Origin of the sequence: Acinetobacter sp. IK31, from assembly GCF_035615195.1 — a bacterium.
GTDB classification, from domain to species: Bacteria; Pseudomonadota; Gammaproteobacteria; order Pseudomonadales; family Moraxellaceae; genus Acinetobacter; species Acinetobacter calcoaceticus_C.
This window is the reverse complement of the sequence record NZ_JANBOB010000016.1, coordinates 301956-328852: the sequence shown is the minus strand read 5'-3', so window position 1 is coordinate 328852 and position 26897 is coordinate 301956. Positions and strand designations below refer to the sequence as shown.

Below are 26897 nucleotides of genomic sequence, written 5' to 3'. Positions count from 1 at the left end.
CCCCGTTATGAACCTGGTGCCGTAATTTGAGTAAGCTTATTGGTATAGTTAAATTCTTGAACTTGAGTACTAAAAGGCACGTTATGATTTGCCAAACACTCCGCTAGTGTTTGTTTAGCCGTTAACGCGGTATCAAAATTGTCACTAATTTTTGCTGAACTCGTACTTAAGCAATCACTTTGCAAAGTTTCGATAGAGGTAGATGCATAGGCTGGTAAAAAAGCAGTGGTAATAACACGAATACGTTGCGTAGATAGCATGCTTTTAGGTAGTTGTGTGCCTTCGGAGGTGTTTGTTCCTCGTGGTAAATTAGAGCCAGGAATATCACTTGCAGCATCTGTAGGAATACTGACAGCAACTTGAGTAACTACCGCTTGACGGCTACTTCCATAGTCACTTGTTAAATCACAAAAACCTGCCACTCCCCCATCTTCAACGACTGCATTATTAGCACTTCCTGCTCGAAGTAAACTTGCGCCTCGGGTCTGAGCAAAATTTGTTGATGTAGAAACAGGTTTATAACAAAAGTTGTATTCTGCACCTGGGTTACTTTCATGCTCTTTGAGCGCAGCACCAATCACATTTGTAATATTAGTTAGGGTAGTAGGATTCATCTGTACAATGAGTTCTAAAGGCGTATCAGATGACTGAAAATTTAATTGGCTAACTTGGCTGTTAGTAGCAACTTTTAAAGAAACAATTGCCACTCTTATTGCTAAAACACCTACAGAAACAACAACCAATAAAATAATCAGCACAACAATAAGGGTTGCTCCTTTTTCCTTAGATTTCCTTTTAATATTTTCATGAATTAAATGGGTCATAGACTTTCCCCCATCGCATTACGTAGAGCAATTGTTACGCTATAAACACGGCGCAAAAATCGAGTTGTGTTATCAGAAGCATGTACAGTTTGATCCAACATAAGAAACGACTGTGTGGGATCTATTGCTTTATTTTGGGCATTGTTAGTAGAACGAGCTAACACCGATATTTGTATTGAAAGAATTCTAGGTGCCATTACTGGTGGAGTGGCATCTCGGGCAGCCTGTGCGGCAGCCCGATATTGGGGAATTGTGTAATAAGCAAAATTGCCAGCAGTATTCTTTGCGCCGAATAACACATGGAAATGGTCAATACGCGGCAATATAATTTGACCAGCATCTCCTAATCCAGGCACAGTGGTAGGTTGTGCCGTAGCTACGCTAGAGGGAGTATTTGCATCACATGCAAGCGCATAATCTTGCTGAGAACTACCATTCGTATCAAGACGTAAAAAATACCGCTCTACAATTAAATCTCCAGCAAGTACATTCACGCCTTCACAATTTGTCATATTTGTAGGAGCAATAAACTGAATAGTCAGCTGATCGCTTTGCATAGCAGCATTTGAACTATTCTGTATATTTGAAAGGCCTTTCCAGTGATTACTAACGGTACTTACCGTATCTCCCACACCACGACTTAATAGTGTCTCAGCAATATAGGTATTTGTGCCAACATTAGGAACAAAATTGACACTGTCATTATTAGTTGCTGTTGAACCAGTTAATACAACACCTCCCCAAGGCGTGGTATCCGTTAATATTGGATTTATTACATTTCCATAATTTAGAAGACGTATATCACGTGCAATATATTCCAAGCCAAAAATACCGCTATCTTGTATTTCAGCATTTGCTTTTTGCAAGCGGCTTGATAGAAGTCCACCAATAAATAATTGAGTTGCCGCAGCGACCAAAATTAGGCCTAAAGCCAATGCAACCATAAGCTCAATTAATGTAAAGCCTCGTTGCTTCCACGATACAAATGAGTGAGTCATTAATATGCCTCCATCATTAAACAATTCGAATTATTGGTATAAACACCATTCGTACTCATACAGCTCGATACATCCACACTCGTGACGCCCCCATTTGTCGTAAGTGTTGGAGTGGTTTTGCCCCAAAAAACAAATAGACACTGTCTCTGCTGGGCCATTGTAGTTGTGACCCCAGGACAATTTGACATTGTGATTTTCATGCCTAGTTGATCTGCAGTTCTTGCTGCTTGATAAGCATCAAATTGTGCAAGTTGAGAAGGGGTACAAATTGTGTTGAAACACAACGTAGGGGCTGTGGTGGTAGATGAATAATTGCTATAACTACGAACAAAGATAGGATATTGGCTAGCTTGAGTACTATTTACGCGAATATTTTCTGCTAATCCTCTCATAATCATAATAGCCTGAGATTTACTTAAAGCCTCTGAAGAAGCATCCATAGCCCGAATTTGCAAGGCAACATATCCTAAAATCCCTATTGCAAGTAAAATTAAAGCAACCAACACTTCTAATAAGCCAACCCCAGCTTGAGCTTGTTGTTTAGAGCCCCCCATTAACATGTCTCCTCAGCTTTAAAAATTAATGTGCCAAGCTTTGTTAAAATAAGAATTTTCTTTTTATATATTTTTGAATTACAAATAGATAAAAGCGTATCTTGGGTGATATTAGTTACCATTCCATTCGCATTAAAGGTCAAGGTTGTCGTTGTTAAGGAACTTTGTGTGCTATCAGCAGCTATATTCTTGAGCTCAAGAGTATTATTTGAAGCAGCTTTCCAATTAAAAGAAGTGGGTGTATTTAAAGCTGTTGAATTCAAATTAATAGAAACGTCTTGTCGACCAAGTATTGCTTGGCTCTTCGCTTCCGACAAAGCATTGATTAGGTCTCGTTGATTTCCCTCTAGTCGTTTATTTTCCAATAAATTTGACATAGACGGCGCAGCCATCATTGCAATAATCGCCATTACTGCAATCGTCACCATAAGCTCAACCAAGGTGAACCCTTCTTGTGGAATAATTCCCCTCATCCCCTTAAACCCCAAATAAACTTAAGAATTTTTTATTTATTATTTAAATTTTACGGTTTAGATTTACAAAACAAATACAAAGCAGATAAAGGGTATAAAAAAACAGATAATCGTCACATCAACAATTATCTGTTTTACTATTTTAAAATCAGTATGTTAAATAAGTCACACTTTATGCTTGAGTCACGTGAATGCGTAATTCTTTAGGAAGGCTAAAGGTTATGTTCTCTTCACGTCCATCTAATTCTTTAGGTGCTTGCGCGCCCCAGTCTTGTAAACGTTGAATCACTTGCTTAATCAGAATTTCCGGCGCTGAAGCACCCGCTGTCACACCAATTTTGCAAGTATCATTGAACCATGACTGTTCTAGCTGATCAGCATTATCTACAAGGTAAGCAGCTTTACCCATACGCTCTGCAAGCTCACGTAAACGATTTGAATTTGATGAGTTAGGTGAGCCTACAACCAACACCACATCACACTGTTCAGCCAAGTCACGCACAGCATCTTGTCTGTTTTGAGTTGCGTAGCAAATATCGTCTTTACGTGGCCCCTGAATATGAGGAAATTTTGCACGCAACGCATCAATGACTTTAGCCGTATCATCAATAGATAAAGTTGTTTGGGTTACAAATGCAAGTTTCTCAGGATGTCTTACTGCAAGTGCAGCCACATCAGCTTCATCTTCAACAAGATAAATCTCACCACCTTTTAATTTGTCATATTGACCCATTGTTCCTTCAACTTCAGGGTGTCCTTCATGACCAATCAAAATTGCTTCAGTACCTTCACGTGCATATTTAGTCACTTCAATATGAACCTTGGTAACTAAAGGACAAGTGGCATCAAAAACTTTTAAGCCCCGGCGCTCTGCTTCTTGCTGAACTGCTTTTGAAACGCCATGCGCACTAAAAATTACAATTGAGTCATCCGGAACCTGATCAAGCTCATCAACAAAAACTGCCCCTCTTTGACGTAAGTCATCTACTACAAATTTATTGTGTACAACTTCATGACGTACATAAATAGGCGGATTAAAACATTCTAAAGCCCGATTGACGATTGCTATGGCTCGATCAACACCGGCACAAAAACCACGCGGATTAGCTAACACAATTTCCATAACAGCCTCAAAATTAATAAAACAGGGGAATTTCTCTTGAATATTTGCAATTAAAACTATTCAGTTTAAACGCACGGTACACTACAATAGCGAAGATATTTTATCATATCAGGAAAAATATCATGTCGGGTCTATTGTTTGTCGTTTCTGCTGCATCAGGAACGGGCAAAACATCTTTGGTGAAAGCCCTGCTTGACCGAGTGAGCAATTTACATGTTTCAGTCTCACATACCACCCGAGGTCAACGTCCAGGTGAATTAGATGGTGTTCACTATCACTTCACTACAAAAGATGAATTTCTAGACCAAGTCAACCATGACGGTTTTATTGAATACGCTGAAGTATTTGGTAATTACTATGGCACTTCTCAAACAACGGTAAAGCAACAGTTAGCTCAAGGGCACGATGTTTTACTTGAAATTGATTGGCAAGGTGCAGAGCAAGTACGAAAACTTTTTCCTGAATCAAAACAAATATTTATTTTACCCCCTACTCAGTTTGACCTACGTCAGCGTTTATCTAATCGTGGTACAGACTCAGTTGAAGTCATTGAACATCGTTTAAGCTGTGCAGTTGAAGATATGCAGCATTACACGAACTTTGATTACATCATTATCAATGATGACTTTAATAAAGCCCTACATGAGCTTGAAGCTGTGATTACAGCAAACCGTTTAGTATTATCTCAGCAAGCCAAACGTCATCAAACATTAATTCAAGACTTGATTACTCCTCAACCAAAACAGGAATAACTTGAGTCTAGATCGAAAGCCTTTTATACTGTTTAGTCTGTTCAAATTCACCATTCCAAAACGAGAACTTTTATGGCACGCGTCACCGTTGAAGATTGTTTAGATCATGTAGACAACCGTTTTGAGCTTGTGCTCGTTGCAAGTAAACGTGCTCGTCAATTGGCACGTCAAGGCATGGAGCCAACTGTAGAATGGGATAACGACAAACCGACTGTAGTTTCTTTGCGCGAAATCGCGGCAGGACACGTTACGAAAGAAATTCTTAAACAACGTGAACAAGATTATCAAACTTCTAGTCTTGATCTTGCTCTTTCTACAAACAGCTTGAATTTAGAAGGTTTTTCTTTCTAACCAATTCTGTTTTATAAAAAAACCATCGTTTTTCTGCGGTGGTTTTTTATTTGGCTTTATCTTGAATTTAAAGATATTGAAAAAAGCAATTATTTTCATTGAAAAAAAAATACACTTTTTCAAATGAAAAAATTGACAAGTTCCGCAATATGCTTTTCATTAAGAAGTAGATAGATTTAGTTTCTCAGCATTAGGAAAAAGGGTGATTTATGCCAGGCGAAGAGGTCAGCCAAGCCAAGCAACAGCTTAAATTGATTATCGACCCTTACTTATCGGTAAGTGAGGCCGAGAAAGTGCTTGCTGCCTGTGATTTTGCCGATCTAGCGCATACTGGCATTACACGTAAAAGTGGTGAACCCTACATTTTGCATCCAATTGCTGTCAGCTGCATTCTGGCGAACATGCGTTTAGATGCTGAAACCTTAATGGCAGCACTTTTGCATGATGTTATTGAAGACACGCAATATACAAAAGAAGATATTACTGAAAAGTTCGGTCTGACAGTTGCCGAGCTAGTTGATGGTGTAACCAAACTTAGCCAGTCAAGTGATAAAGAATATAACAAAGCCGCCTCATTCCGAAAAATCTTGCAAGCGACCCTACAGGATCCACGTGTCATTATTATTAAATTAGCAGATCGCTATCATAATATGACGACCCTAGGTGCTTTACGTCCAGATAAACGTGCCCGCATTGCTCAAGAAACTCTTGATATTTTTGTGCCAATGGCAAGATTAGTCGGCATGAATGAAATGGGCGATAATCTAGAAAATCTTTGTTATCAAAATCTTGATCTTGATATGTTTGATAACGTGCAAAATGCACTACGTCTAACCAAACCAGAGCGATGTAAATATCAAAGTATCTGGGAACAAAACCTCGCTGAACTTCTCCATAACTATCATATTCAAGGCCGCATTAAAAAGAAAAATAACAATATCGAATTATTACGCCATTTCGTTAAAAATGAGATGGATTTACAAGAGCTTACCCATAGTCATGCTTTTGAAATCGTTTTACAAACAATTGCTGACTGTGACCGCCTAGTTGATGCATTAAGAGAAAACTTTCAGGTCATTCAATATCAGGATCATATCCGTCGTCCGCTACCAGGTGGCAACCAATCGTTACTGATTAAACTTAAAGGTGAAAAAACCACACTATCTCTTACCATCCAAACCGAGCTTATGCGTAAAGCTGCCCGTTTTGGTGTAGTACTAGGTGAAAATGCACCACAAACTTGTCGCTCAGCCATTCAGGCCTCTATGCAGAACTTGAATACGCTTATCGATGGAGAATGTGCAAAAACGACCTTTAATGATTTATTAGATTACTTACATCAAGAAAAAATTTGGGTTTACACACCACATGGTCAACTCCATGAGTTACCACAAGGTGCTACCGTAGTTGATTTTGCTTATTCAGCAAGTTTATTTTTAGGTAATCACGCAGTTGGTGCAAAAGTAGATGGTGAAATTAAACCACTGTCGACACCTTTAATTAGCGGTCAAGTTATCGAAGTTATTACGGATGTTTTAGCAACACCAAATCCAGACTGGCTAAGTTTTATTAATACTCAAAAAGCTCGCCGTGCATTACAGCATGTCCTTAAAGATCAAGACATTGAAGAACAGCGTTTAGTCGGTGCACAAGCACTTTCTCGAGCACTGAAACTCTTCAATCGTTCGATTAACGATCTTTCTGAGGCCGACTGGTTAGATTTACTTCAATGGCGCCACATCGACAATAAAAATACACTGTTTGAACAAATTGCTGTTGGTGACTTACTGCCTCAACTCGTAGCCAATCACCTATTTGCTCATGACAAACATCCACAAGTGGAAAATTCAGATCGACTCATTCAAAGTACTGAAGGTATCGACGTTAAATATGCGCATTGCTGCAATCCAGTTCTAGGCGACCCAATTCAAGGGCATTTAACACGTCGTGGGTTAATTGTGCATCGCATACGCTGCCATAACTTGCTACATGAGCAACATCTTCACCCTGAAAATATTATGCCGCTTCAATGGAAAGCAGATGATGTAGATGATGTACGTTTTACTGCTTACCTCGCTATAGATAGGGCAATGAATGATGAGCAGGTATCAGACCTAATCTATCAATGCCGTAAAAATAATGCAGGCGTAGAAATGGTTCACTCAAATGAGCAAAGAACTTTTGTTAATATTGTAGTTAACAACCGTAAACATATTGCAAAAGTCATCCGTGACTTACGTATGCATTATGGTTTCCCGCGTATTGAACGTTTGGATGCTCCTAATCCCCAAATGGAAGTCTCAAAAGTAAGCTAAGTCTTTACAAGAGCTATTGGTCAGGTTTATGTTTCTTTAACAAAATCAAACTTTCCAAATCCACTTAATCAGTTAAATCGATGATACTTTTGTCCAAACCTATCATCGATTATGATGGAATGAGATTTAATCAAGGAGAACCAAATGTCCCGCCAAGTGATTCATACTGAAAATGCCCCTGCTGCTATCGGCACATACTCTCAAGCTATTTTAGTAGACAATACGTTATATCTTTCAGGGCAAATTGGTTTAGATCCATACAGTATGGAACTTGTAGAAGGTATCGAAGCTCAAATTCGCCGTGTATTTGATAATTTAAAAGCGGTTTGTGAAGCTGCTGGTGGTTCACTTGCAGACATTGCTAAACTTAATATTTTCCTAACCGATTTATCAAATTTCCAACTTGTAAACCAAATTATGGGTGAATATTTTGCTCAACCCTACCCTGCACGTGCAGCATTAGGTGTAGCTAGTCTACCTAAAGGCGCATTAGTAGAGATGGATGGTATTGTAGTTATTAATCAATAAGATATAAAAATATATTGAATATTTTCCGTTAAATTCTTAGCTCCAAATCATGAACCACCTTTGTATAAAATCTGAACACAACTCGGATTTCCGCTCAGGTGGTATTTTTTTATCCAAAATCCCAATAATAATAAATGAGATTTTAAATGAATTTCATTGACAAACGATAATAATTATCAATAATATCTATTATCGCATTTATATTTGGGGATCACTCCCATGTACGTTTGCTTGTGTCGTGGCATTACCGATCAAGATATTAAAGACGCTGTTGAAAATGGCGCTGAAAGCTATCGCGAAATTCGTGATTTGCTTGATCTCGGTACTTGCTGTGGACGCTGTGCACCAGAAGCACGTGCTATTATTAGTGAAGAATTAGCAGAAATCGCCGCTCGTATTTCCGTGGCTGCGTAAAAGAATTATAAACATTTAACAGTATTTATTAGCTCCTCCACCGCTTTTTGCGGAACGTTAATAGTTCCTCATTCAAGCGGTTTTTTTTGGCAGCAAACTCTTCTTTACTAATATTGTGTTGTTTTTGATTGCGATTTTCATTTGCTGTTCCATAAACTACTCGCCATATCTATGATTGTTCACTAAAATGGTTTTATAGATTGCCTTAATTGGATTAAGGCAGAAATTGTTTTGGAGTAGCTACAATGAAAGGCAATCGTGATGTGATTAATCAGCTCAACCAAGTGCTGTATCATCATTTAACTGCAATTAATCAATACTTTTTACATTCACGCATGTTTAATGATTGGGGAATTGAGCAGCTTGGCTCTGCCGAATATAAAGAATCCATTCGTCAAATGAAGCATGCAGACAAAATTATTGAACGTATTTTATTTTTGGAAGGCCTACCTAACCTTCAGCATTTAGGCAAACTTTATATTGGCCAACATACAGAAGAAGTTCTGCAATGTGATATTCGAAAAGTGAAAGAAAATATAGAGGCGATTCAAAAAACAGTTGCACTCGCTGAAACAGAACAAGACTATGTGACTCGTGATCTCGTTCAAGAAATTTTAGAAAAAGAAGAAGAATATTGGGACTGGTTAGATACTCAGATTGACCTTATCGGTAACGTTGGCATTGAAAATTACATTCAAAGCCAGATGTAATTTCTCATAAAAAAATCCCCTTGAGTACAAGGGGATTTTTTATTACTTTTCTTTTAATAACTCTGATAGCGTTATTTTTTGCTTATAGAGATGCTTTAAAATTAATATTTGCTGCTCTGCTTGCTCTAGTTTTCCATTATAAGCCAGCAATTTTGCATATTTACGTAAATTATAGGGAGTCGCTTTATTCTTTACTGAATTTCCCCACTCAACTAAATCAGCTTCAGGTAATTTAGTTTCTGGATTAAGTTCAATCCATTTTAAACGTTGCTCAAACTGCGTTAAAACAAAAATTTTACTGCTTCCCATAAATTCGGCATTTGGCTTTTTATTCTTATAAAGTAAATTACTATTCACAACATAAACATTGTAATCACGTAAAATCGCAATAATAAGTAGTAAACTGACTACCCATAATAAGCGGAAAATTTGCTTATTAAGTACAACCCCTTTAAGTACAGGAGCCTGCGCCTGAATAATACCAAGCAAAAAACCGCAGGTAAGTAAGAAATAAGCATAACGCTGTGGGAACTCGAACATGGCATGAATCAACACGGCACAAACCATCATAATCGCTATAATTGAGATGGTTTCTTTAGCCTGTTGATTTAACCAAAGGAACCAACACGTAAAGTAAGCAATGATTACAGCTGCTAATGGAATACCATTCCAGACAATTAAATCGAGCAGTACATTATGGGCACTATTAAACCATACATGTACAGTTCCATATTGAATACTATCAACTACAGCAACACTCGTTTGACTCCATCCATACCCTGCCCATGGTTGCTGAGCGATAGCATGCAATATTTGTATCCACATACCTACACGCTCATGCCCTGAGCCTGCACGAGCAACAAACGTACTCGTTTCAGTAATCTCTGTATTTGTAGAGAATTCGATGAATTGAGTGATATAAGGTAAGATCAAGCCAGCAATTAAAAAAAATGTTAAGCACCACAAAAAGCCTTGAGCAAGTCCAAATCTTTTTTGCTTTTTAAATTGCTTAATCATCCAATAGATGAATAAAAATGGAAAAACTATCCATGAGGTTCTAGACTGACTCAATGCGACCGTAAATAAAATAATGAGCGCTGAAGGCAATAACAACCAGACAGTTACTTTATTCTTTTCATATAAATACAAACACCCTAATAACCCAATAATTAAAAAGGTTGCCATATTATTGGGTTGACCAAAATTACCGTAAGGACGATTACCCAGTAGCTTAAGTACATAGGGAATATGAGACTCGATATTCAACCATTGGCAAATTGCAATGAAGCTAGTGGCAAGGGATACAATAATTACGAGTAAGCTAAAACCCGAAAAGATTTGATCTCGCTTTTGTTGATCTAAAGACAGGTTGTAGCCAGCCAAGACCATAAACCAAAAACCAAACAAGTAAAATGAACTCAATAAGGCTGTGCTCAGATCAAAAACTAAACCAAAACTCCACTGTACTATTGGAATGAAAGCAAATGGCAGCAACAATAGTTGTGCTCTAGGAATTTTAATATTTTGCTGAATTAGGACGGCTAATACGCATAATCCAGCCCCAAAAGTACTCACTTCACTCGAGAACATGACCCAAGGGCTATAGTGAAATGGAGACAACCATGCAAAACCTAACAGGATTGCAGCGAGGAATAGGAAGAATACTTGCATAGTGACGAGTGAAAAGACTTAGAACTTGCAGGGAATTATACAGATAACTTAGTCAACTGAATCTAAAGTTCCAATTAATTATTGTTGATTACAATTGCTTTATACATAAAAAACGCATCCCTAAAGATGCGTTTTTTTTAAAATAACTATAAATATTTTCAAATACTTAGATTATTATTTAAAAGACTGAGGTAAATAATCAGCTAGAGTAGTATCAGTTACTGTAACAGTTGATGGCTTAATTACACCATTTTCAGTTACAGACATACCAATTACTTTGCTTGTTAATTTATCTGATACATCAGTAGCCTTAAATGTATAACTAACACCACAACCGCTACCACCCGCAGTTGTATCTGCTGTAATAGTTGCAGTTCCATACTTTCCAGCGATTGAATCAGCGGTGGCGGCGGCGGCGGCGCCAGAAGCAAAACAAGTGCCTGATTGCAAATTAGTAGCAATTGTTGTTTTTAAACCATCTGCTAATGTAAATGCTTCAGAAGCTTGTGATTTAGCAATATAGCTTTGGTATGCAGGAATCGCGATTGCCGCCAAAATACCAATAATCGCAACCACGATCATGAGTTCAATTAATGTAAAACCTTTTTGTGCATTCATAGCCTTTTCCCCAAAGTTTGTATGTATGTTTTTATATAAGCTTTTTCAGCTATCAACTATATTGCAGCATCCATGCCAACTTTTATTTTATTTATAAAACAAAAACTTATATTAATTCCCCAATTTACTAAATATAAAATCACTGTAAATAACTGACAAAAATCGTCACATGACTTTCAGCTAAAACAGATCACACATCAAAAAAAGTAAACTAAACTCATCAAACTTTATATTTGTTTTTGTGAACAAATTCTCTTTAAAAATAAATAAATAGGTGACGTTTTTTGTCAGTCACCTTTTAAAAATAAAAACTTAGAAAATTATGAGATATCAGAATTTTAGACAATAATTTAATTAATAATAATCGGGGCATTTCCCAATTCATTGGATTCATCTGGCATGTTTTCATCATAAAAACGTGACATCACCTCTCCAATTTGCTGCACGCCAATCACCACAGCTTGCTGATATTGTTTTTGTTTAAGTTGTTGCACGATAGACTCACAAATCTGTTGCCAGACTTGCTCATTAGTCGCATTTCTAATACCACGATCAAATATAATTTCTACTGTACGTTCACATAAGTTCAAATAAAGTAGTACACCACTATTTAACGCGGTGTCCCAAACCCCAAGCTCTGCAAATAACTGCTGTGCTCTTAATCGAGTATTTTGCCGATAGGCCTGCGAACATGGAATGTGACCTTCTATTACGACTTGTATTTCGCCTACATGTCCATGTTCTGCCTGCTGTACAGCATCAGCAATCGTTTGTTTATCTTGTTTTGAAAAATATCGACTGCTGGCTGGCAAGTAACAAAAATGCTTAAACCAGCGTTTAAGACTCGGTTCTACAGAGTCCTCAATTTTAGGTTGAGTAATGATTTCTGTTGTTTCTGATGTTGTTACCATGACCCTGATGCACCTCCACCGCCAAAACGACCTCCACCGCCGCCATAACCTCCGCCTCCACTGCCGAAGCCTCCACCACGCCCGCCACCGCCTGCACCACTCAGAATAACCTGTAAAATAAGCTGGGCAATTGAGGTAATGAGTAAAAAGAAGATTCCAAAACCAAGTAGTAAGCTAGTTACTAGTCCAGCACCATTTACAAAACCCGCCACTGCAGCAGCAACGCCCGCCGTAGATGCGCTTAGAGGCCGCCCTACAATAAATGAACCAACAATACCAGCAACAAGAATAAATAAAGCCATTGTGAGCGTTGTTTGTTTGGCTTGTTGCTCTTCAGCAGCTTGGTGTTGTCGTTCTTTTAAATCTTGAGCAGCTTGCTGAGCAACTTCTGGATCAAGATTTAAAATTCTTCCAATTTCATCAAGGCCTGCATTTAAACCTTGTGCATATTGGGCTTGTTTAAAATAGGGTGTAATTTGGTTTCGAATAATTCGACTTGCAACAATATCGGGTAATACGCCTTCTAAGCCGTAGCCAGTTAGAATTTGTATACGGCGGTCATTTACCGCAACCGCAATGAGTAATCCATTGTCACGCTTAGCTGAGCCTAATTGCCACTGCTCACCCACTCGTAATGCATAATCAAAAATATCTTCTTGGCCCGTAGTTGGAACAATGACAATACCAATTTGCGCTTTGCCTTGTTGATATAAACTTAGAATTTTTTGGTCGAGCTGCTGCTTCTCTGCCTCACTTAGAATATTGGCTTGATCAATAACAGGCTGATTTAAGGTTGGCAAACCACGAATCGATTCACCATCTGCCATATCGTTGGCGACTTGAGCTTGGGGAGCTACGCCAGAAGCAGACTGTTCACTTTTAGAAGTGGAAGCTTGAGCCTGCTGCTTCTGAATAATTTTGCCCGCTACAATGGTGTCAGTTTCATCAGTAGCAATTGCAATATTAGTCTCACTCCATGCTGCATTCTGAAAAAGAACACCGCAACAGAGCAAAATTAAGGTAATAACAAATACCTTAATTTGCTTAAGCTGAAGCAATATATTATTTCTCATGCAGCACTCCTTTGATTCTTAAAATTAATCAAAAGAAACTTTTGGTGCCTGCTGTGCAGATGCTTCGGCAGAGAAATTGGCTTTTGGATGCATACCAATTACTTTTGCAGTCACTGCTTGCGGGAACTGGCGTACATATCCGTTGTAGTCTTGCACTGTTGTAATATAACGATTACGAGCTACAGCAATACGGTTTTCTGTTCCTTCAAGTTGAACTTGAAGTTCTTGGAATTGGGTATTGGCTTTTAAATCTGGATAATTTTCAGAAACAGCAATCAGACGAGATAAAGCCCCTGTTAATTGACTTTGAGCCTGTTGGTATTTTTCAAGTAAAGCCGGGTCTTCTAGAACTTCTTTATCAACTTTTAAACCAGCAACATTCGAACGTGCCTGTGTAACCTCGGTTAATACTTGTTCTTCATGCTTAGCATAACCTTTAACTACATTTACAAGGTTCGGTACTAAATCTGATCGACGTTGATATTGGTTTTGAACTTCAGACCAAGCTGCCGTTACTGCTTCATCTTTTACTTGTAAAGTGTTATAGCCACACCCTGAAAATAATAAGGTACTGGCAAGTGTCGTCGCGATCGCGAGTTGTTTCAATGTTTTCATCGTCACATTATCCTCAAGTTTTTCTTTATATTTTTAACCTCTTTCCTCGATTGTATGATGATTTTGGCATTATTGTGTTGCTTTTATTTTATTGATTTAAAAACCGGATTTTTCAATCCGGTTATTTATTAACTGAATAGCTGGTCTTTTTCTTGTTGAAAACTTGCCATTTGATATTCATCTGCTAAAGAACTTTTCCAGTAATCGACCATACGACCATAATCCTTTTGACTTGGATGGAAATCTTTTTTGTAATATGCGAAATATTCGGGCATGAGCTGAACAAGCATTTTAACCAGCAAATATAAACCAAATAAATTACCTCCGATTTTAGGTAAGCTATTCCATTTATCTTGCCAAAATAAGCGGGTTGTTCCATAAAAAGCGATACTGGCAAATCCTGTGGTGACACTACGCATAAGTAAGCGACGAATACGATCATCCCCATATACATGCTGATAGACATCGAACGCTACTGAACGATGCTCAATTTCTTCAATCGCATGCCATACCCAAAGTTTTAGTGCATCTTGATCTAATGTTTTTAATAACTCTGGATGCTGTAAAACATATGCGCCAAGTAGAGCAGTAAAATGTTCAAAAGCACAGGTAAGAGCCAACTGTAGTTTAGGAGGAATCGTTCTTAAATATTTATCGCGCTGATTTAGCCAATTTTGAAAACTGTCCAGATTATAATCATCACGCCGCCAAGCTTCATTAAACTCACTATGTGCTTTGGAATGCATTGCCTCTTGTCCAATAAAAGCGGCAATTTGTGCTTGTAGCTGGGGGTCCGAGACTTTATCACGCACATTACGTACGCTATTTACAAAAAATTGCTCGCCAACAGGAAAAGTTGAGGAAAGTGCAGTTAAAAAGTGAGACATGAGAGGTGAATTCGCAAAATAGTGCCGCTTGATCGCCTTAGGATTAAACTCAAGGCGACGTACAGTAATACCCAACGCTTTTCGACGATTTAAATATGATTTTTCTGCCGTCATACCTGCGATGTTCATATTCAACACCTATTGTATTGAAGAAGGAAGCTTTGAGTATGTCGCGAGCTTGGAAGGCTAAAAAGGGCTAAAAAGCTTATTGTATTTGCCAAAAATATCAAAGTGACTAGCGGTAAAAATAAAGCCTGCATCAAGCAGGCTTTATTAAAAACTTTAAAAATGATTTTTAGATTAAACACCAAGGTAATCTAAAATTCCTTCAGCAGCTTGGCGGCCTTCCCAGATTGCAGTCACAACAAGGTCTGAACCACGGACCATATCACCACCAGCAAAGATTTTCGGGTTTGATGTCTGGAACTTGAATTCTTGCTTTTCAGCTGCAACAACACGACCCGAACCATCAAGATTAATACTCACATTACCAAACCAGTCAGCTGGACTCGGGCGGAAACCGAATGCAAGTAAAACTGCATCTGCTGGCAATACTTCTTCAGAACCTGGAACTGGTTCAGGGCTACGACGGCCACGACTATCAGGTGCACCCATTTGTGTCGTTACCACTTTTACGCCTGTCACTTTGCCATGTTCACCAACGATTTCGATCGGTTGACGATTGAACAAGAATTTCACACCTTCTTCATAGGCATTTTTTACTTCACGTGCAGAACCTGGCATGTTGCTTTCATCACGACGGTATGCACACGTTACATCATGAGCGCCTTGACGCAATGAAGTACGGTTACAGTCCATCGCAGTGTCGCCACCACCAAGTACAATCACTTTTTTACCATCTAAGCTAATGTACTCGCTTGGGTCTTTCTCCCAACCTTGGCAACGGTTCACGTTAGAGATCAAGAAATCAAGTGCATCATAAACACCTGCAAGATCTTCACCTGGGAAGCCACCCTTCATGTAGGTATAAGTTCCCATACCCATGAATACAGCATCATATTCTGCAAGTAATTCATCAATGGTAACATCTGTACCAATTTCAGTATTTAAACGGAATTCGATGCCCATGCCTGTGAAAATTTCACGGCGGCGTTTCATCACATCTTTTTCCATTTTAAATTCTGGAATACCGAATGTAAGTAAGCCACCAATTTCAGGACGCTTATCGAATACAACTGGTTTAACGCCACCGCGAGCAAGAATATCCGCACAACCTAAACCAGCTGGACCAGCACCAATAATTGCAACTTTTTTGTCAGTCCATTTTACGCCTGACATATCTGGACGCCAACCTAAAGCAAAGGCTGTGTCGTTAATATATTTTTCAGCATTACCAATGGTTACTGCACCAAAACCATCATTTAAGGTACAAGCACCTTCACATAAACGATCTTGTGGACATACGCGGCCACATACCTCAGGTAATGTGTTGGTTTGATGGCAAAGCTCAGCAGCTTGGAAAATTTGGCCTTCAGCGATGAGCTTTAACCAGTTTGGAATGTAGTTATGTACAGGACATTTCCATTCGCAATATGGGTTACCACAACCTAAACAACGGTGAGTCTGATTAGTAACAGTTTCCGATGTAAAAGGCTTATAAATTTCCACAAATTCTGCTTTGCGGACAGTAATATCTTTTTTCTCTGGATCTTGGCGTGCTACATCCAGAAATTGAAAGTCATTATTTAGGCGTTCTGCCATGTCTCTCTCCGTGGGTAGGCGCGGTTTTCACTGTTGTCCGCACCTGCCTATGTCGTTGCAGTCGTGGAATTATTGTGGATCAGCTTGTGTGGTTTTCAAAAGCGTTTGCAAATTAGCAGCCTTTGGTTTCACAAGCCAGAATTTACGGCTGTAGAAATCGAACTCATTGCGGATTTTATAAGCCCAAGCACTACCTGTTTCTTTGATATGCTCATCGATAATACGCAACAAGAACTCTTTATGGTCTTCCATAGATTCTGTTGAAATACGATTTAAATCGATCAATTCGTGGTTGTAGTAATCTACAAAGTCATTGTCAAGGTCAAGTACATAAGCAAAACCACCCGTCATGCCCGCACCAAAGTTATGGCCTACTTTACCAAGTACAGTCACCACACCACCTGTCATATATTCACAGCAGTGATCACCAGCGCCTTCGATTACAGCAAATGCGCCCGAGTTACGAACCGCAAAACGCTCACCCGCTGTACCTGCTGCAAAAAGCTTACCGCCAGTTGCACCATACAAACAGGTATTACCAATAATTGCCGTGTTTTGTGTCTGGAAAGGTGAACCTTGTGGCGGGAAAATCGAGATACGACCACCTGCCATACCTTTACCCACGTAGTCGTTTGCATCACCTTCAAGACGGATGTGTAAACCACCAGCGTTCCATACACCAAGTGACTGACCAGCAGTACCAGTCAAGTTCATGACAACCGGATGTACTTCCATACCAAGGTTGCCATAACGGCGAGCAATTTCACCTGACACACGAGCACCGATCGAACGGTCACAGTTCACCACTTTGAAGTTGAACTGACCGCCTGCACTTGATTCAATTGCAGGAAGCATTTCAGCAACCATTCTTTCAGCCAATACACCTTTATCAAATGGGGCATTACCTTGTACTTCACAGTACTGGGCTTTACCGTCAGCAGATGGATGAGATGTTAACAATGCACTTAAATCAAGATGAGCATGCTTTTCAGTTTCACCTGGCAACACTTCAAGTAAATCAACACGACCAATTAAGTCTTTCAACGAAGAAACACCTAATGCGGCTAACCATTCACGCGTCTCTTCCGCAATAAAGTGGAAGAAATTGATGAGCATTTGTGGCTCGCCAATATAGTGTTCTTGACGTAAATGGTCTTGTTGAGTTGCAACACCGGTCGCACAGTTGTTTAAGTGACAAATACGTAGATATTTACAACCTAAAGCAATCATTGGGGTTGAACCGAAACCAAAGCTCTCAGCACCCAAAATTGCTGCCTTGATGACATCAAGACCAGTTTTTAAACCACCATCAGTTTGTACACGCACTTTCCCACGCAAGTCATTAACGCGGAGTGCTTGATGCGCTTCACTCAAACCAAGCTCCCATGGAGAACCTGCATGGTGAATTGATGAAAGTGGAGATGCGGCTGTACCACCGTCATAACCAGAAATGGTAATGAAGTCTGCATATGCTTTAGCAACACCAGCGGCAATTGTACCTACACCCGGTTCAGATACTAGTTTTACCGAAACCATTGCTTTCGGGTTAACTTGTTTCAAGTCAAAAATTAACTGAGACAAATCTTCAATTGAGTAAATATCGTGATGTGGTGGAGGTGAAATCAGTGTTACGCCCGGCACAGAGTAACGTAAACGTGCAATTAAGCCATTTACTTTACCACCCGGTAACTGTCCGCCTTCACCTGGTTTTGCACCTTGAGCAACTTTAATTTGCAATACTTCAGCAGAAGTTAGGTACGCAGGTGTCACACCAAAACGACCAGATGCGATCTGTTTGATTTTCGAGTTACGAATTGTGCCGTAGCGAACAGGATCTTCACCACCCTCACCAGAGTTTGAACGACCACCAATTGTGTTCATGGCGATTGCAATTGCTTCATGTGCTTCTGGAGAAAGAGCACCTAAAGACATCCCTGCCGAGTCAAAACGAGGCAAAATATCTGCAACTGACTCTACTTCGTCAACTGGAATCGAATTCGTTATTTTTAACTTGAATAAGTCACGAATGGTTGCAACCGGACGGTTGTTAACCAACTCAGCATATACTTTAAAGTCTTCATACTTACCAGAGCGAACAGCCGTATGTAATGAGTTAATCACATCTGGGTTGAACGCATGGTACTCTTTATCAAATACGAATTTAAGCAAACCACCCTGATCAATCGGTTTACGATTTGACCATGCTGTAGCAGCTAATTTTTTCTGGTCTTTTTCAAGGTCAGCAAATGTTGCACCCTGAATACGACTTGGAACACCTAAGAAACACTGATCTACTACTTCAGATGACAAACCAACTGCTTCAAAAAGCTGACCGCCACGATACGACGCAACTGTAGAGATACCCATTTTTGAAAGAACTTTTAATAGGCCTTTCTCAATCCCTTTACGGAAGTTTGCTTGCGCATGGATTGGATCACCTAAAAGCTCACCTTTAGCAATCAAATCATTAATCACGTCATATGCAAGGTACGGATAAATTGCAGTTGCACCAAAGCCAAGTAATACCGCAAATTGGTGTGGATCACGTGCAAAACCAGTTTCAACCATGATGTTAGCATCAGTACGTAAACCAGTTTTAATCAAGTAATGATGTACAGCACCAGTTGCAAGCGCAGCATTTGCTGGTAAGAAACCTTGGCGAATATTTTTATCAGTTAAAACAATTAAAGTTTTACCATCACGAACTGCTTGTGCCGCTTCTTCACAAATACGTGTAATCGCAGCTTGCAAACCTTCTTCTTCAGCATAGTTTAAATTGATGTCAACAGACTCATAGCCCGCACGATCAATACTACGGATTTGCTGTATTTTTGAGTTAGACAGAACAGGACTCGAAATAATGATTCGGTCTGCGTGCTCTGGACCTTGCTCAAATACATTCTGCTCACGACCTAAACAGGTTTCGAGCGACATTACAATCGATTCACGTAACGGATCAATTGGAGGGTTGGTCACTTGCGCAAATTGTTGACGGAAATAATCAGTCACATGGCGTACTTGACGAGACAATACAGCCATTGGCGTATCATCACCCATAGAACCCACAGCTTCCTGACCACTTTCAGCAATAGGACGCAATAACTGGTCGCGCTCTTCAAATGTCACCATAAACATTTTTTGAGCTGCTTTTAGCGCATCACCTGATAAACCTTGATCGACTAATTGTTCTTCAAGTTCAGGATTAGCTTTCAAGCGGATTGCATGATCACGTAACCATTCACGATACGGACGCATATTTTTAAGATGTGTATTTACATCTTTAGTATCAAGTACTTTGCCTGTTAATGTATCAACGACCAGAATTTGGCCCGGTCCAACACGACCTTTAGAAACCACATCTTCAGGTTCATAACCCCAAACACCAATTTCAGATGCTAAGGTAATGTAATCATTTTTGGTAACTACCCAACGTGCCGGACGTAAACCATTACGGTCAAGCATACAGATGGCATGACGACCATCTTGAATTACTAAGCCTGCTGGACCATCCCAAGCTTCCATATGCTTAGAGTTAAACTCATAGAATGCGCGTAAGTCTGCATCTAAAGTTTCAACGTTCTGCCAAGCTGGTGGCACCAACATACGTAATGCACGGAATAAATCCATACCACCACCAACCAAGATTTCAAGCATGTTATCTAAGCTTGAAGAGTCTGAACCTGTACGGTTCACGATTGGATTAAGATCAGTTAAGCCGGGCAATAATGGGTTTTCAAATTTAGGAGTACGTGCCAATGCCCAGTTACGGTTTGCTGTAATAGTGTTAATTTCACCATTATGCGCAAGGTAACGGAAAGGCTGAGCCAAAGGCCAACGTGGTAAAGTGTTGGTCGAGAAACGTTGGTGGAACACGACAATGTGTGACTTTAAACGTTCGTCTGCTAAGTCTGTATAGAACTCAGCAATCGCAGCCGGCATCATCAAGCCTTTATAGCTGATTACTGTTGAACAAAGCGTGTTCACATAAAATGACGAATCATTTAGTAATTGTTGTTCTGCACGGCGACGCGCCAAAAATAGTTTACGGTTAAACTCAACTTCTGTTACACCCATTGGACAGTTCACAATGACCTGTTCAAAAGCCGGTAAAGATTGAAGTGCAATTTCACCTAGTGCATCGTTATTTGTAGGGACAACACGCCAAGCCAGTACGCGTAAGCCATCAGCCTCAATTTCTTTAGTTAAAATATTTTTAGAGTGCTGCGCTAATGCCGGATCAACATTTAAAAATACAGTACCGACAGCAAAAACTTCGCTAAGTGTAATATCACTCAGTTTTTTTGCTTCATCACGAAAAAATTGCTTTGGCATCGCCAATAATAAGCCGCAACCATCTCCCGTCTTGCCATCTGCGGCAATACCACCACGGTGCGTCATGCAACTTAAACTGTGAATCGCGGTTTCTACAAGATGATGACTTGATTCACCCTTCATATGGGCAATCAGTCCAAAACCACAGTTATCCTTAAACTCATCAGGTTGATATAAACCTTGAGCGGGAGCTACAGTATTAGGCGATGGCATGTGCATAGCGTACCCTTCTTTCAATAAGGCTCTTTCGAGCGTCAAACAAACAACTTATTTCTGCGATATTGCCTATGGACGATAGTTAGCTCAATGTTTCGCAAAAAAAAATTTTGGGCTGATAAGCCAATATACGCTGTTCCATTTTTACGTACACTGGTTTTTGCTAGAAAAATGTTTTGACTTATTTCGCACTCTTTTAAAGCAGCTCGACCCCACGACTCTGCATAGACTTCACTCTTTAGAGCGCCAAAATAGTTAGCAGTACATTAATAAGCACAAGAATAAAGCAAAAAATATGCCAAGATAGTTTTTACAACTTAAGTGTTTATATTTCTTAAAAATAGATCGATTTTATTCTGGTTATCATTTTAATAAATGACCAAATATGCACCACACTTGATCAAAAATTATATATATCTTTTATTATTGCACTATATTTGTGCGAATTATTCTTACTATTAGTTCTCTCTTATGCCCTCATTTGTTGCATTTTTTGGAGGAGTCTCAGTTGCACGATTTTGTTGAGACTTTTTAGCAGCATCAGCAGCAGAATTAGACTGATGTACATCCACAACATTTCCTTCTGCATCTCGGCGAATAATAGTTGTCCGAGTTGTAGAGTTCGTTGCTGGAGCAGCCACTTTAGGTTGCACACTTATAGCACTATTTACACCTGTGCCCATGAGTAAAGACTCATCAATTTTTGGTAATGCAGCTGGACGTAAACGCACTTCATAAGTTTGACTAATCCCACCTTTCATTTCATCCGCACCCAAGTCATTGACGAGTGGCACATAAGTCGAAAATTGTTGAGGTTGTGGCTTAATCGATTCAGGTAAATCAAGATTCAGTTGTGTTAACTGCTGAATTGCATCTTCAGAACGTTTAAATACACCATATGTCAAAACATATTGTTCAGATTGCTTATCGCCACTTAATCGGAAGTAGATAAATTTATTTCGGTCTGAACGATTCTTTAAAAAGTTTTTAATAATATCTTCGTCAGATGCACGGAACAGCTCAAGCGTCCACTGTTTCTTGTTTTCGCTAATAAATTTTGTACCGCGGAACTCCGCCTCATGCTGACCAGATACAACAGTCCGAGTTGTTAAATCAAGAGGCCTAACTTCATCAGCTAAAGCCCCTAAGTTAGCCGTTGTTGCCACTTTTTCTGGCTGAATTTGCACTGGTGTGTCTGAATCGGCTGCTTTTTCAACTTCTACAAGCTTCTTACTATCAGTCATTACCCAGAAAAGAAAAGCCAGAAACAAGCAGACGATACCACCCACCAACCAGATATATTGTTGAACATTCTGCCAAAGTGTACGTGATACAGTCATGTGTTACCTTAATTTATTATCCGTGTTGATTTGCTAAAATAGCTTGTTTCATGAGTTCAACATCAAAGTCTTTAGTAATTACTGCTTGTCCAAGTTGCTTTAACAACACTAAACGTAATTGACCATTGAGGACTTTTTTATCATGTGCCATATATCCAAGGAATTCATCCAATGGAATTTTTGGACATGATATCGGCAAATTAGCGCGTTGAATAATTTTTTTTGTACGCTCTACCTCATCGCTCGAAATCCAGCCTAAACGCTGTGATAAATCAGCTGCCATGACCATGCCAGTAGCTACTGCTTCCCCATGCAACCAAGTACCATAACCAAGATAAGATTCAATCGCATGACCAAACGTATGACCTAGGTTGAGTAAAGCTCTCTCACCTTGCTCTTTTTCATCGTTTGCAACAATACGGGCTTTATGAGCGCATGAACGATAAACAGCTTCTGCTAAAAGATTAGCATCTCGTCCCACCAATCCATCCATATTTTGCTCTAACCAAACTAGAAAATCAGCATCACCTAACAAAGCATATTTAATAACTTCTGATAATCCAGCAGACAACTCTCGATCTGGTAAAGTGTTGAGTTGAGCCATATCAGCCAAAACAACTTGAGGTTGTTGAAATGCACCAAGCATATTTTTACCCAGTGGATGATTAATTCCTGTTTTACCACCTACACTTGAATCTACTTGTGAAAGAAGTGTGGTCGGAACCTGAACAAAATATACACCACGCTGGAAACATGCTGAGGCGAAGCCCGCCATATCACCAATAACACCACCACCTAAAGCTAAAACCGTACAGTCTCGGTTAAAACCAGCTTCAAGTAATGCATCAAAAATTAAATTTAAATGTTGAATGTCTTTATATTTTTCACCATCGGGCAAAATACAAGTAGCTATAGTTTTACCCAAACTTTTTAACGCTTCTTGATAGTGAGACAAATATAAAGGGGCGACAGTTTCGTTACTCACAATCATGACCTGTTGACCATGAATATAAGGCTCAAGCAACTGCTTAGGATCAAGTTGACTGCCAATAAAAATAGGGTAACGGCGTTCGCCTAATTCAACATGTAAAGTTTGCATGAGTTTATTAAACCACGAGTAAGTTTGGCTATTTTAGCGTGTTAGACAAAATAAGTTGCAAAATCTTTTGAGCAAGATCACGTGCAGCACCCTGATTGGTTTCAATCGTGTAATGAGCAACTTCACGATATAAAGGATCACGTGTTTTTAACAAATCTCGTAATTTTTGTTCAGGATTTTCAACTTGCAATAGAGGTCTGTTTTTATCGCGATAAGTGCGTTGTAATTGTAGTTCCACGGGAGTGTAAAGATAAACAACAATACCACGCTGCTTTAGAAACTCACGATTGGGAGCTTGAGTAATCGCACCACCGCCTGTTGCTAAAACCAAAGCCTTACGGGAAGTCAACTCATTCAACACGATAGTTTCACGAGCACGAAATCCGAATTCCCCTTCTTTTTCAAAAATCCAAGGAATAGTGGCGCCTGTTTTGCGTTCAATTTCATGATCACTATCTAAAAATTCACGCCCTAATATTTCGGCTAAATGACGTCCAACGGTTGTTTTTCCTGCCCCCATGGGCCCTACCAAATAAATATTTGGCAGGGTTTCAAACGCTTTGCTTGGCAAGGCGCCACCTATTTCAATTGCTTTCATTAAAAAATATATTAATGATTTCTCACCAAAGTGTCATTAACAATTCGTGGCGTAACGAAAATCAGTAACTCTTGTTTATCATCAGATTTCACATCTTTTCTGAATAAATGCCCAAGTACAGGAATATCACCGAAGAAAGGAACCTTAGTTTGAGAGTTAGATGTGGTCTGCTCAAATACCCCTCCTAAAATGACCGTCTCACCGTTATTAACCAATACATTAGTGTTAATCTGATTTTTATTTAAAATTAACTCACCATTAGGAGCTGCACCAGCAACGGAATCTTTTGAAATATCTAATTTCATTTGGATCTTACCGTCAGGTGTAATACTTGGTGTCACGTTTAAACTTAACAGCGCATCTTTAAATGATGTACTTGCTGTAGCACCCGCAGCAGAATTAGTCGTGGTTTGATAAGGGACCTGTTGACCTGTCGCAACTTTCGCGGGTTGTTTATCTGCTGTCATCACTTTAGGTGTAGAAATAACCTCACCATAGCCATCGGCTTGTAATGCGGAAAGTTCAAGATCAAGCATAAAATCAGACATACTAATCAAACCAAAGGCGATACTTCCAGCCGGATTAGTTACCCCTAAATCAACATTTAAGTTATCTGGGCGTTCAATCGTATATTTATAGCCGCCTGTAGTCTCATCTTTTTTAGGCTCTCGCAAATTCCACAGGGTTGTTTCACTACCGCCCACCAGCAAATTATTATTATTTGTAATCCCTTGCGACAATATCCCCCATTTAACACCAAGTTCTTTGGTAAACGATGTAGATGCTCTTACAATGCGTGCCTCAACCATGACCTGCTTAACTTGTACATCCAGTAAATCAATCATTTTACGAATTTGATCAATCGATTGGGCCGTATCATTAATAATTAAGGTATTGGTACGATCATCTTGAGTAATCGTTCCACGTGGACTCAGTAAACTTCCTACGTTATTTCCTAAACTATCAACACCCGTATTTAAGTTAGTAGAAGTTGATGTTCCACCACCAGAAGTCCGTTGTAAACCATTACTATTATTTGAGCCTTGAGTAATTAACCCCATAATATCCTGAGCTTGTGCATATTTAAGTTGAATATACTCAGTTTGCAATGGAGCCAGTTTGACACTCTGCGCGACAGCTTTTGCTTCTTCTTCTTCGGCCTTAATTAACTCTGTAACAGGAGCAATCCAAATGACATTACCATTTCTGCGTTTATCAAGATTTTTGGTCTTTAAAATAATATCAAGTGCCTGATCCCATGGAACATCTTTCAAGCGCAAAGTAATATTACCCTGAACACTATCGGCAGCCACCATATTAATGCCCGTAAAATCGGCAAGTAACTGTAGAACTCGACGAACTTCAATATCTTGGAAATCAAGAGAAAGCTTATTCCCAGAATAATTAGGTGTCTTATATAAAGAAGTTACATTTTTATCCTGAGGTCGCTTTAAGCTAATGGTGAGTTTATTCTCCGCCTGATAAGCCATATATTCATAGCTACCAGTAGATTGAATTGTAATAACACCATTGCCCTTTTCGTTATAAGATTCAATTGTAGAAACAGGGGTTGCAAAGTCATTTACGTTTAAGCGACGAGCTAAATGCGTCGGTATTTTAGAGCCTAACGTTCTGACTACAACTTTGCTGCCTTGTTGTTGAACATCAACAGGAGTATTACTTCCCAATAAATCGATAACAATTAGCCCTTCACCTTGACCACCACGCTGAAAACCAATATTTGAAACACCCTGAGGTTGAACCGTACTTGTTGGTAAAGGTTTAATAACTGCTTGAGCTGAATTAATCTTTAAAATAAAAGTATTGCCTTCAATACGTGTTGTAAACGCACCTGCCTCTTTTAAATTTACAGTTAAACGTGAGCGCTGATCGTCAGAACTTACATCAACCGAACTCGCTTCATTTGTACCAATCGCCACTTTTGACTGTGTTAAAGTCTGCTGAGCTTTATTAAAATCCAAAATCAAACGTGAAGGATTTTCAAGTTGGTATGCCTGTGGTTGCGGTGGCAAACCATTAAACATAACTCTAATTTCTGTACCCTGACCTGCAATTTGTGTCGGTACAATATTGGTCATGCTGACCTGTGCAGAGGCAACCTGCATAAGTGCAATGGCTACAGCCCCCATAGAAAACTGACGGAATACGTGATTCATTGTCTGACCATCCCCAATTAAATAATCTTTAAAAATACTTTTTCTTTGTTATTCCCTAAATTTTAGGGTGCGGGCCCAATTAACACTAAGGTTCTTGGTCTCTCCACATAGCCTTCGCGCCCATCAGGGACAATTTCCACCAGATCAATCTGAGTTGGACCAATATGGGTAATACGCCCTTGATTCATCCCGATATAGTTCCCCACCTGTACTCGCTCAATTTCCTGATCAGGTGATTGGATAAGAGCCAGCACTTGCCCACGGTTGTTACGGATGCTTCCTTTCATGTTTAAGGATTCTAATGCATAACTTTCTAGAGGCTGGGGTGCACGTGAGAAATTCGGATAGACTCGTTTTCCTGCCATAATTTTGAGTTCAGCAGCTAGTGAGCTTGGTAAAAATGGGCTCTTTAACTGATGAGCCGCATAATTAAACTGTGGTACAGGTGTAAAAACAGGTGCTGGATCTATCGGCTGTGGTGGCTGATTACGTATATTTGCCATTTGCTGATTTACAGCGTCGATTCTTGAGTCACATCCGACTAAAACTAAACACGCCAAAATAGAAAAAGAAATTTGCTTAAGCTTCATTGTAAT

The 26897-nt window shown here is 39.4% G+C and carries 24 protein-coding genes and 1 pseudogene; 7 read left to right on the top strand and 18 right to left on the bottom strand.

Annotated features, from left to right (window positions below; genetic code table 11):
* Positions 1-5: 5 nt before the first annotated feature.
* The 5 genes from MSG66_RS10200 to ispH form a co-directional block, all read right to left on the bottom strand.
* On the bottom strand, positions 6-824 hold the full coding sequence (locus tag MSG66_RS10200) for a PilX N-terminal domain-containing pilus assembly protein (protein WP_324654010.1): 819 nt from the start codon (positions 822-824) through the stop codon (positions 6-8).
* Complete coding sequence (locus MSG66_RS10195) at positions 821-1822, bottom strand: PilW family protein (RefSeq protein WP_324654008.1); 1002 nt, start codon at positions 1820-1822, stop codon at positions 821-823. The genes MSG66_RS10200 and MSG66_RS10195 overlap by 4 nt, the downstream gene beginning before the upstream one ends.
* Positions 1822-2382: a type IV pilus modification protein PilV gene (pilV, locus tag MSG66_RS10190; RefSeq protein WP_133971521.1), complete on the bottom strand. Its 561-nt coding sequence runs from the start codon at positions 2380-2382 to the stop codon at positions 1822-1824. Before pilV ends, MSG66_RS10195 begins: the two co-directional genes overlap by 1 nt.
* Entirely contained in the window at positions 2376-2849 is a 474-nt protein-coding gene (locus MSG66_RS10185) for a pilus assembly FimT family protein (protein WP_262473403.1), read from the bottom strand. Before MSG66_RS10185 ends, pilV begins: the two co-directional genes overlap by 7 nt.
* Before the next feature lie 172 nt (positions 2850-3021).
* Positions 3022-3972 (bottom strand): 4-hydroxy-3-methylbut-2-enyl diphosphate reductase, encoded by a 951-nt coding sequence (ispH, locus tag MSG66_RS10180; RefSeq protein WP_042895425.1) that lies wholly within the window; start codon positions 3970-3972, stop codon positions 3022-3024.
* 122 nt (positions 3973-4094) lie between these two features.
* Between ispH and gmk the strand changes: the two genes are divergently transcribed.
* The 7 genes and pseudogenes from gmk to bfr all read left to right on the top strand — a co-directional run bounded on the left by gmk (position 4095) and on the right by bfr (position 9042).
* Positions 4095-4724, top strand: coding sequence for a guanylate kinase (gmk, locus tag MSG66_RS10175; protein WP_042895429.1), 630 nt, complete (start codon positions 4095-4097; stop codon positions 4722-4724).
* A gap of 72 nt (positions 4725-4796) precedes the next feature.
* Entirely contained in the window at positions 4797-5075 is a 279-nt protein-coding gene (gene rpoZ, locus MSG66_RS10170) for a DNA-directed RNA polymerase subunit omega (RefSeq protein WP_002116990.1), read from the top strand.
* An 80-nt stretch (positions 5076-5155) separates the two neighbouring features.
* Positions 5156-5245 (top strand): annotated as a pseudogene (locus tag MSG66_RS10165) (hypothetical protein); the annotation flags it as partial.
* 39 nt (positions 5246-5284) lie between these two features.
* Positions 5285-7390, top strand: coding sequence for a RelA/SpoT family protein (locus MSG66_RS10160; RefSeq protein ID WP_324654004.1), 2106 nt, complete (start codon positions 5285-5287; stop codon positions 7388-7390).
* 144 nt (positions 7391-7534) lie between these two features.
* Positions 7535-7918, top strand: coding sequence for a RidA family protein (locus tag MSG66_RS10155; RefSeq protein ID WP_004789789.1), 384 nt, complete (start codon positions 7535-7537; stop codon positions 7916-7918).
* Between the two features lie 219 nt (positions 7919-8137).
* Complete coding sequence (locus MSG66_RS10150) at positions 8138-8332, top strand: bacterioferritin-associated ferredoxin (protein ID WP_009392016.1); 195 nt, start codon at positions 8138-8140, stop codon at positions 8330-8332.
* A 245-nt stretch (positions 8333-8577) separates the two neighbouring features.
* Complete coding sequence (bfr, locus tag MSG66_RS10145; protein WP_016140000.1) at positions 8578-9042, top strand: heteropolymeric bacterioferritin subunit Bfr; 465 nt, start codon at positions 8578-8580, stop codon at positions 9040-9042.
* Between the two features lie 42 nt (positions 9043-9084).
* Here bfr and MSG66_RS10140 read toward each other — a convergent pair whose 3' ends face one another.
* The 13 genes from MSG66_RS10140 to MSG66_RS10080 all read right to left on the bottom strand — a co-directional run bounded on the left by MSG66_RS10140 (position 9085) and on the right by MSG66_RS10080 (position 26891).
* Positions 9085-10713 carry a PglL family O-oligosaccharyltransferase gene (locus tag MSG66_RS10140; protein WP_324653999.1) on the bottom strand — a complete coding sequence of 543 codons (1629 nt, stop codon included), beginning with the start codon at positions 10711-10713 and terminating at the stop codon, positions 9085-9087.
* Positions 10714-10887: 174 nt separating this feature from the next.
* Complete coding sequence (locus MSG66_RS10135; RefSeq protein WP_133971510.1) at positions 10888-11331, bottom strand: pilin; 444 nt, start codon at positions 11329-11331, stop codon at positions 10888-10890.
* A 350-nt stretch (positions 11332-11681) separates the two neighbouring features.
* The gene (locus MSG66_RS10130; RefSeq protein WP_324653997.1) at positions 11682-12242 is read right to left on the bottom strand and encodes a TPM domain-containing protein; all 561 of its coding nucleotides are present in this window, start codon (positions 12240-12242) and stop codon (positions 11682-11684) included.
* The gene (locus tag MSG66_RS10125) at positions 12236-13315 is read right to left on the bottom strand and encodes a TPM domain-containing protein (protein WP_324653995.1); all 1080 of its coding nucleotides are present in this window, start codon (positions 13313-13315) and stop codon (positions 12236-12238) included. The genes MSG66_RS10130 and MSG66_RS10125 overlap by 7 nt, the downstream gene beginning before the upstream one ends.
* A gap of 24 nt (positions 13316-13339) precedes the next feature.
* Complete coding sequence (locus MSG66_RS10120; protein WP_003653797.1) at positions 13340-13930, bottom strand: LemA family protein; 591 nt, start codon at positions 13928-13930, stop codon at positions 13340-13342.
* A 128-nt stretch (positions 13931-14058) separates the two neighbouring features.
* Complete coding sequence (locus MSG66_RS10115; RefSeq protein WP_324653993.1) at positions 14059-14946, bottom strand: metal-dependent hydrolase; 888 nt, start codon at positions 14944-14946, stop codon at positions 14059-14061.
* 171 nt (positions 14947-15117) lie between these two features.
* On the bottom strand, positions 15118-16539 hold the full coding sequence (locus tag MSG66_RS10110) for an FAD-dependent oxidoreductase (protein ID WP_324653992.1): 1422 nt from the start codon (positions 16537-16539) through the stop codon (positions 15118-15120).
* A gap of 69 nt (positions 16540-16608) precedes the next feature.
* Positions 16609-21084, bottom strand: coding sequence for a glutamate synthase large subunit (gene gltB / locus MSG66_RS10105; RefSeq protein WP_324654138.1), 4476 nt, complete (start codon positions 21082-21084; stop codon positions 16609-16611).
* Between the two features lie 461 nt (positions 21085-21545).
* On the bottom strand, positions 21546-22427 hold the full coding sequence (locus MSG66_RS10100; RefSeq protein WP_324653990.1) for a hypothetical protein: 882 nt from the start codon (positions 22425-22427) through the stop codon (positions 21546-21548).
* Between the two features lie 16 nt (positions 22428-22443).
* Positions 22444-23526, bottom strand: coding sequence for a 3-dehydroquinate synthase (gene aroB, locus MSG66_RS10095; protein WP_324653988.1), 1083 nt, complete (start codon positions 23524-23526; stop codon positions 22444-22446).
* Positions 23527-23554: 28 nt separating this feature from the next.
* Entirely contained in the window at positions 23555-24124 is a 570-nt protein-coding gene (gene aroK, locus MSG66_RS10090; RefSeq protein ID WP_042895460.1) for a shikimate kinase AroK, read from the bottom strand.
* Between the two features lie 11 nt (positions 24125-24135).
* A complete protein-coding gene (pilQ, locus tag MSG66_RS10085) occupies positions 24136-26301 on the bottom strand; it encodes a type IV pilus secretin PilQ family protein (RefSeq protein ID WP_133971494.1) in 2166 nt (721 codons plus the stop codon).
* Between the two features lie 62 nt (positions 26302-26363).
* The gene (locus MSG66_RS10080) at positions 26364-26891 is read right to left on the bottom strand and encodes a pilus assembly protein PilP (RefSeq protein WP_324653985.1); all 528 of its coding nucleotides are present in this window, start codon (positions 26889-26891) and stop codon (positions 26364-26366) included.
* Positions 26892-26897: the final 6 nt, after the last annotated feature.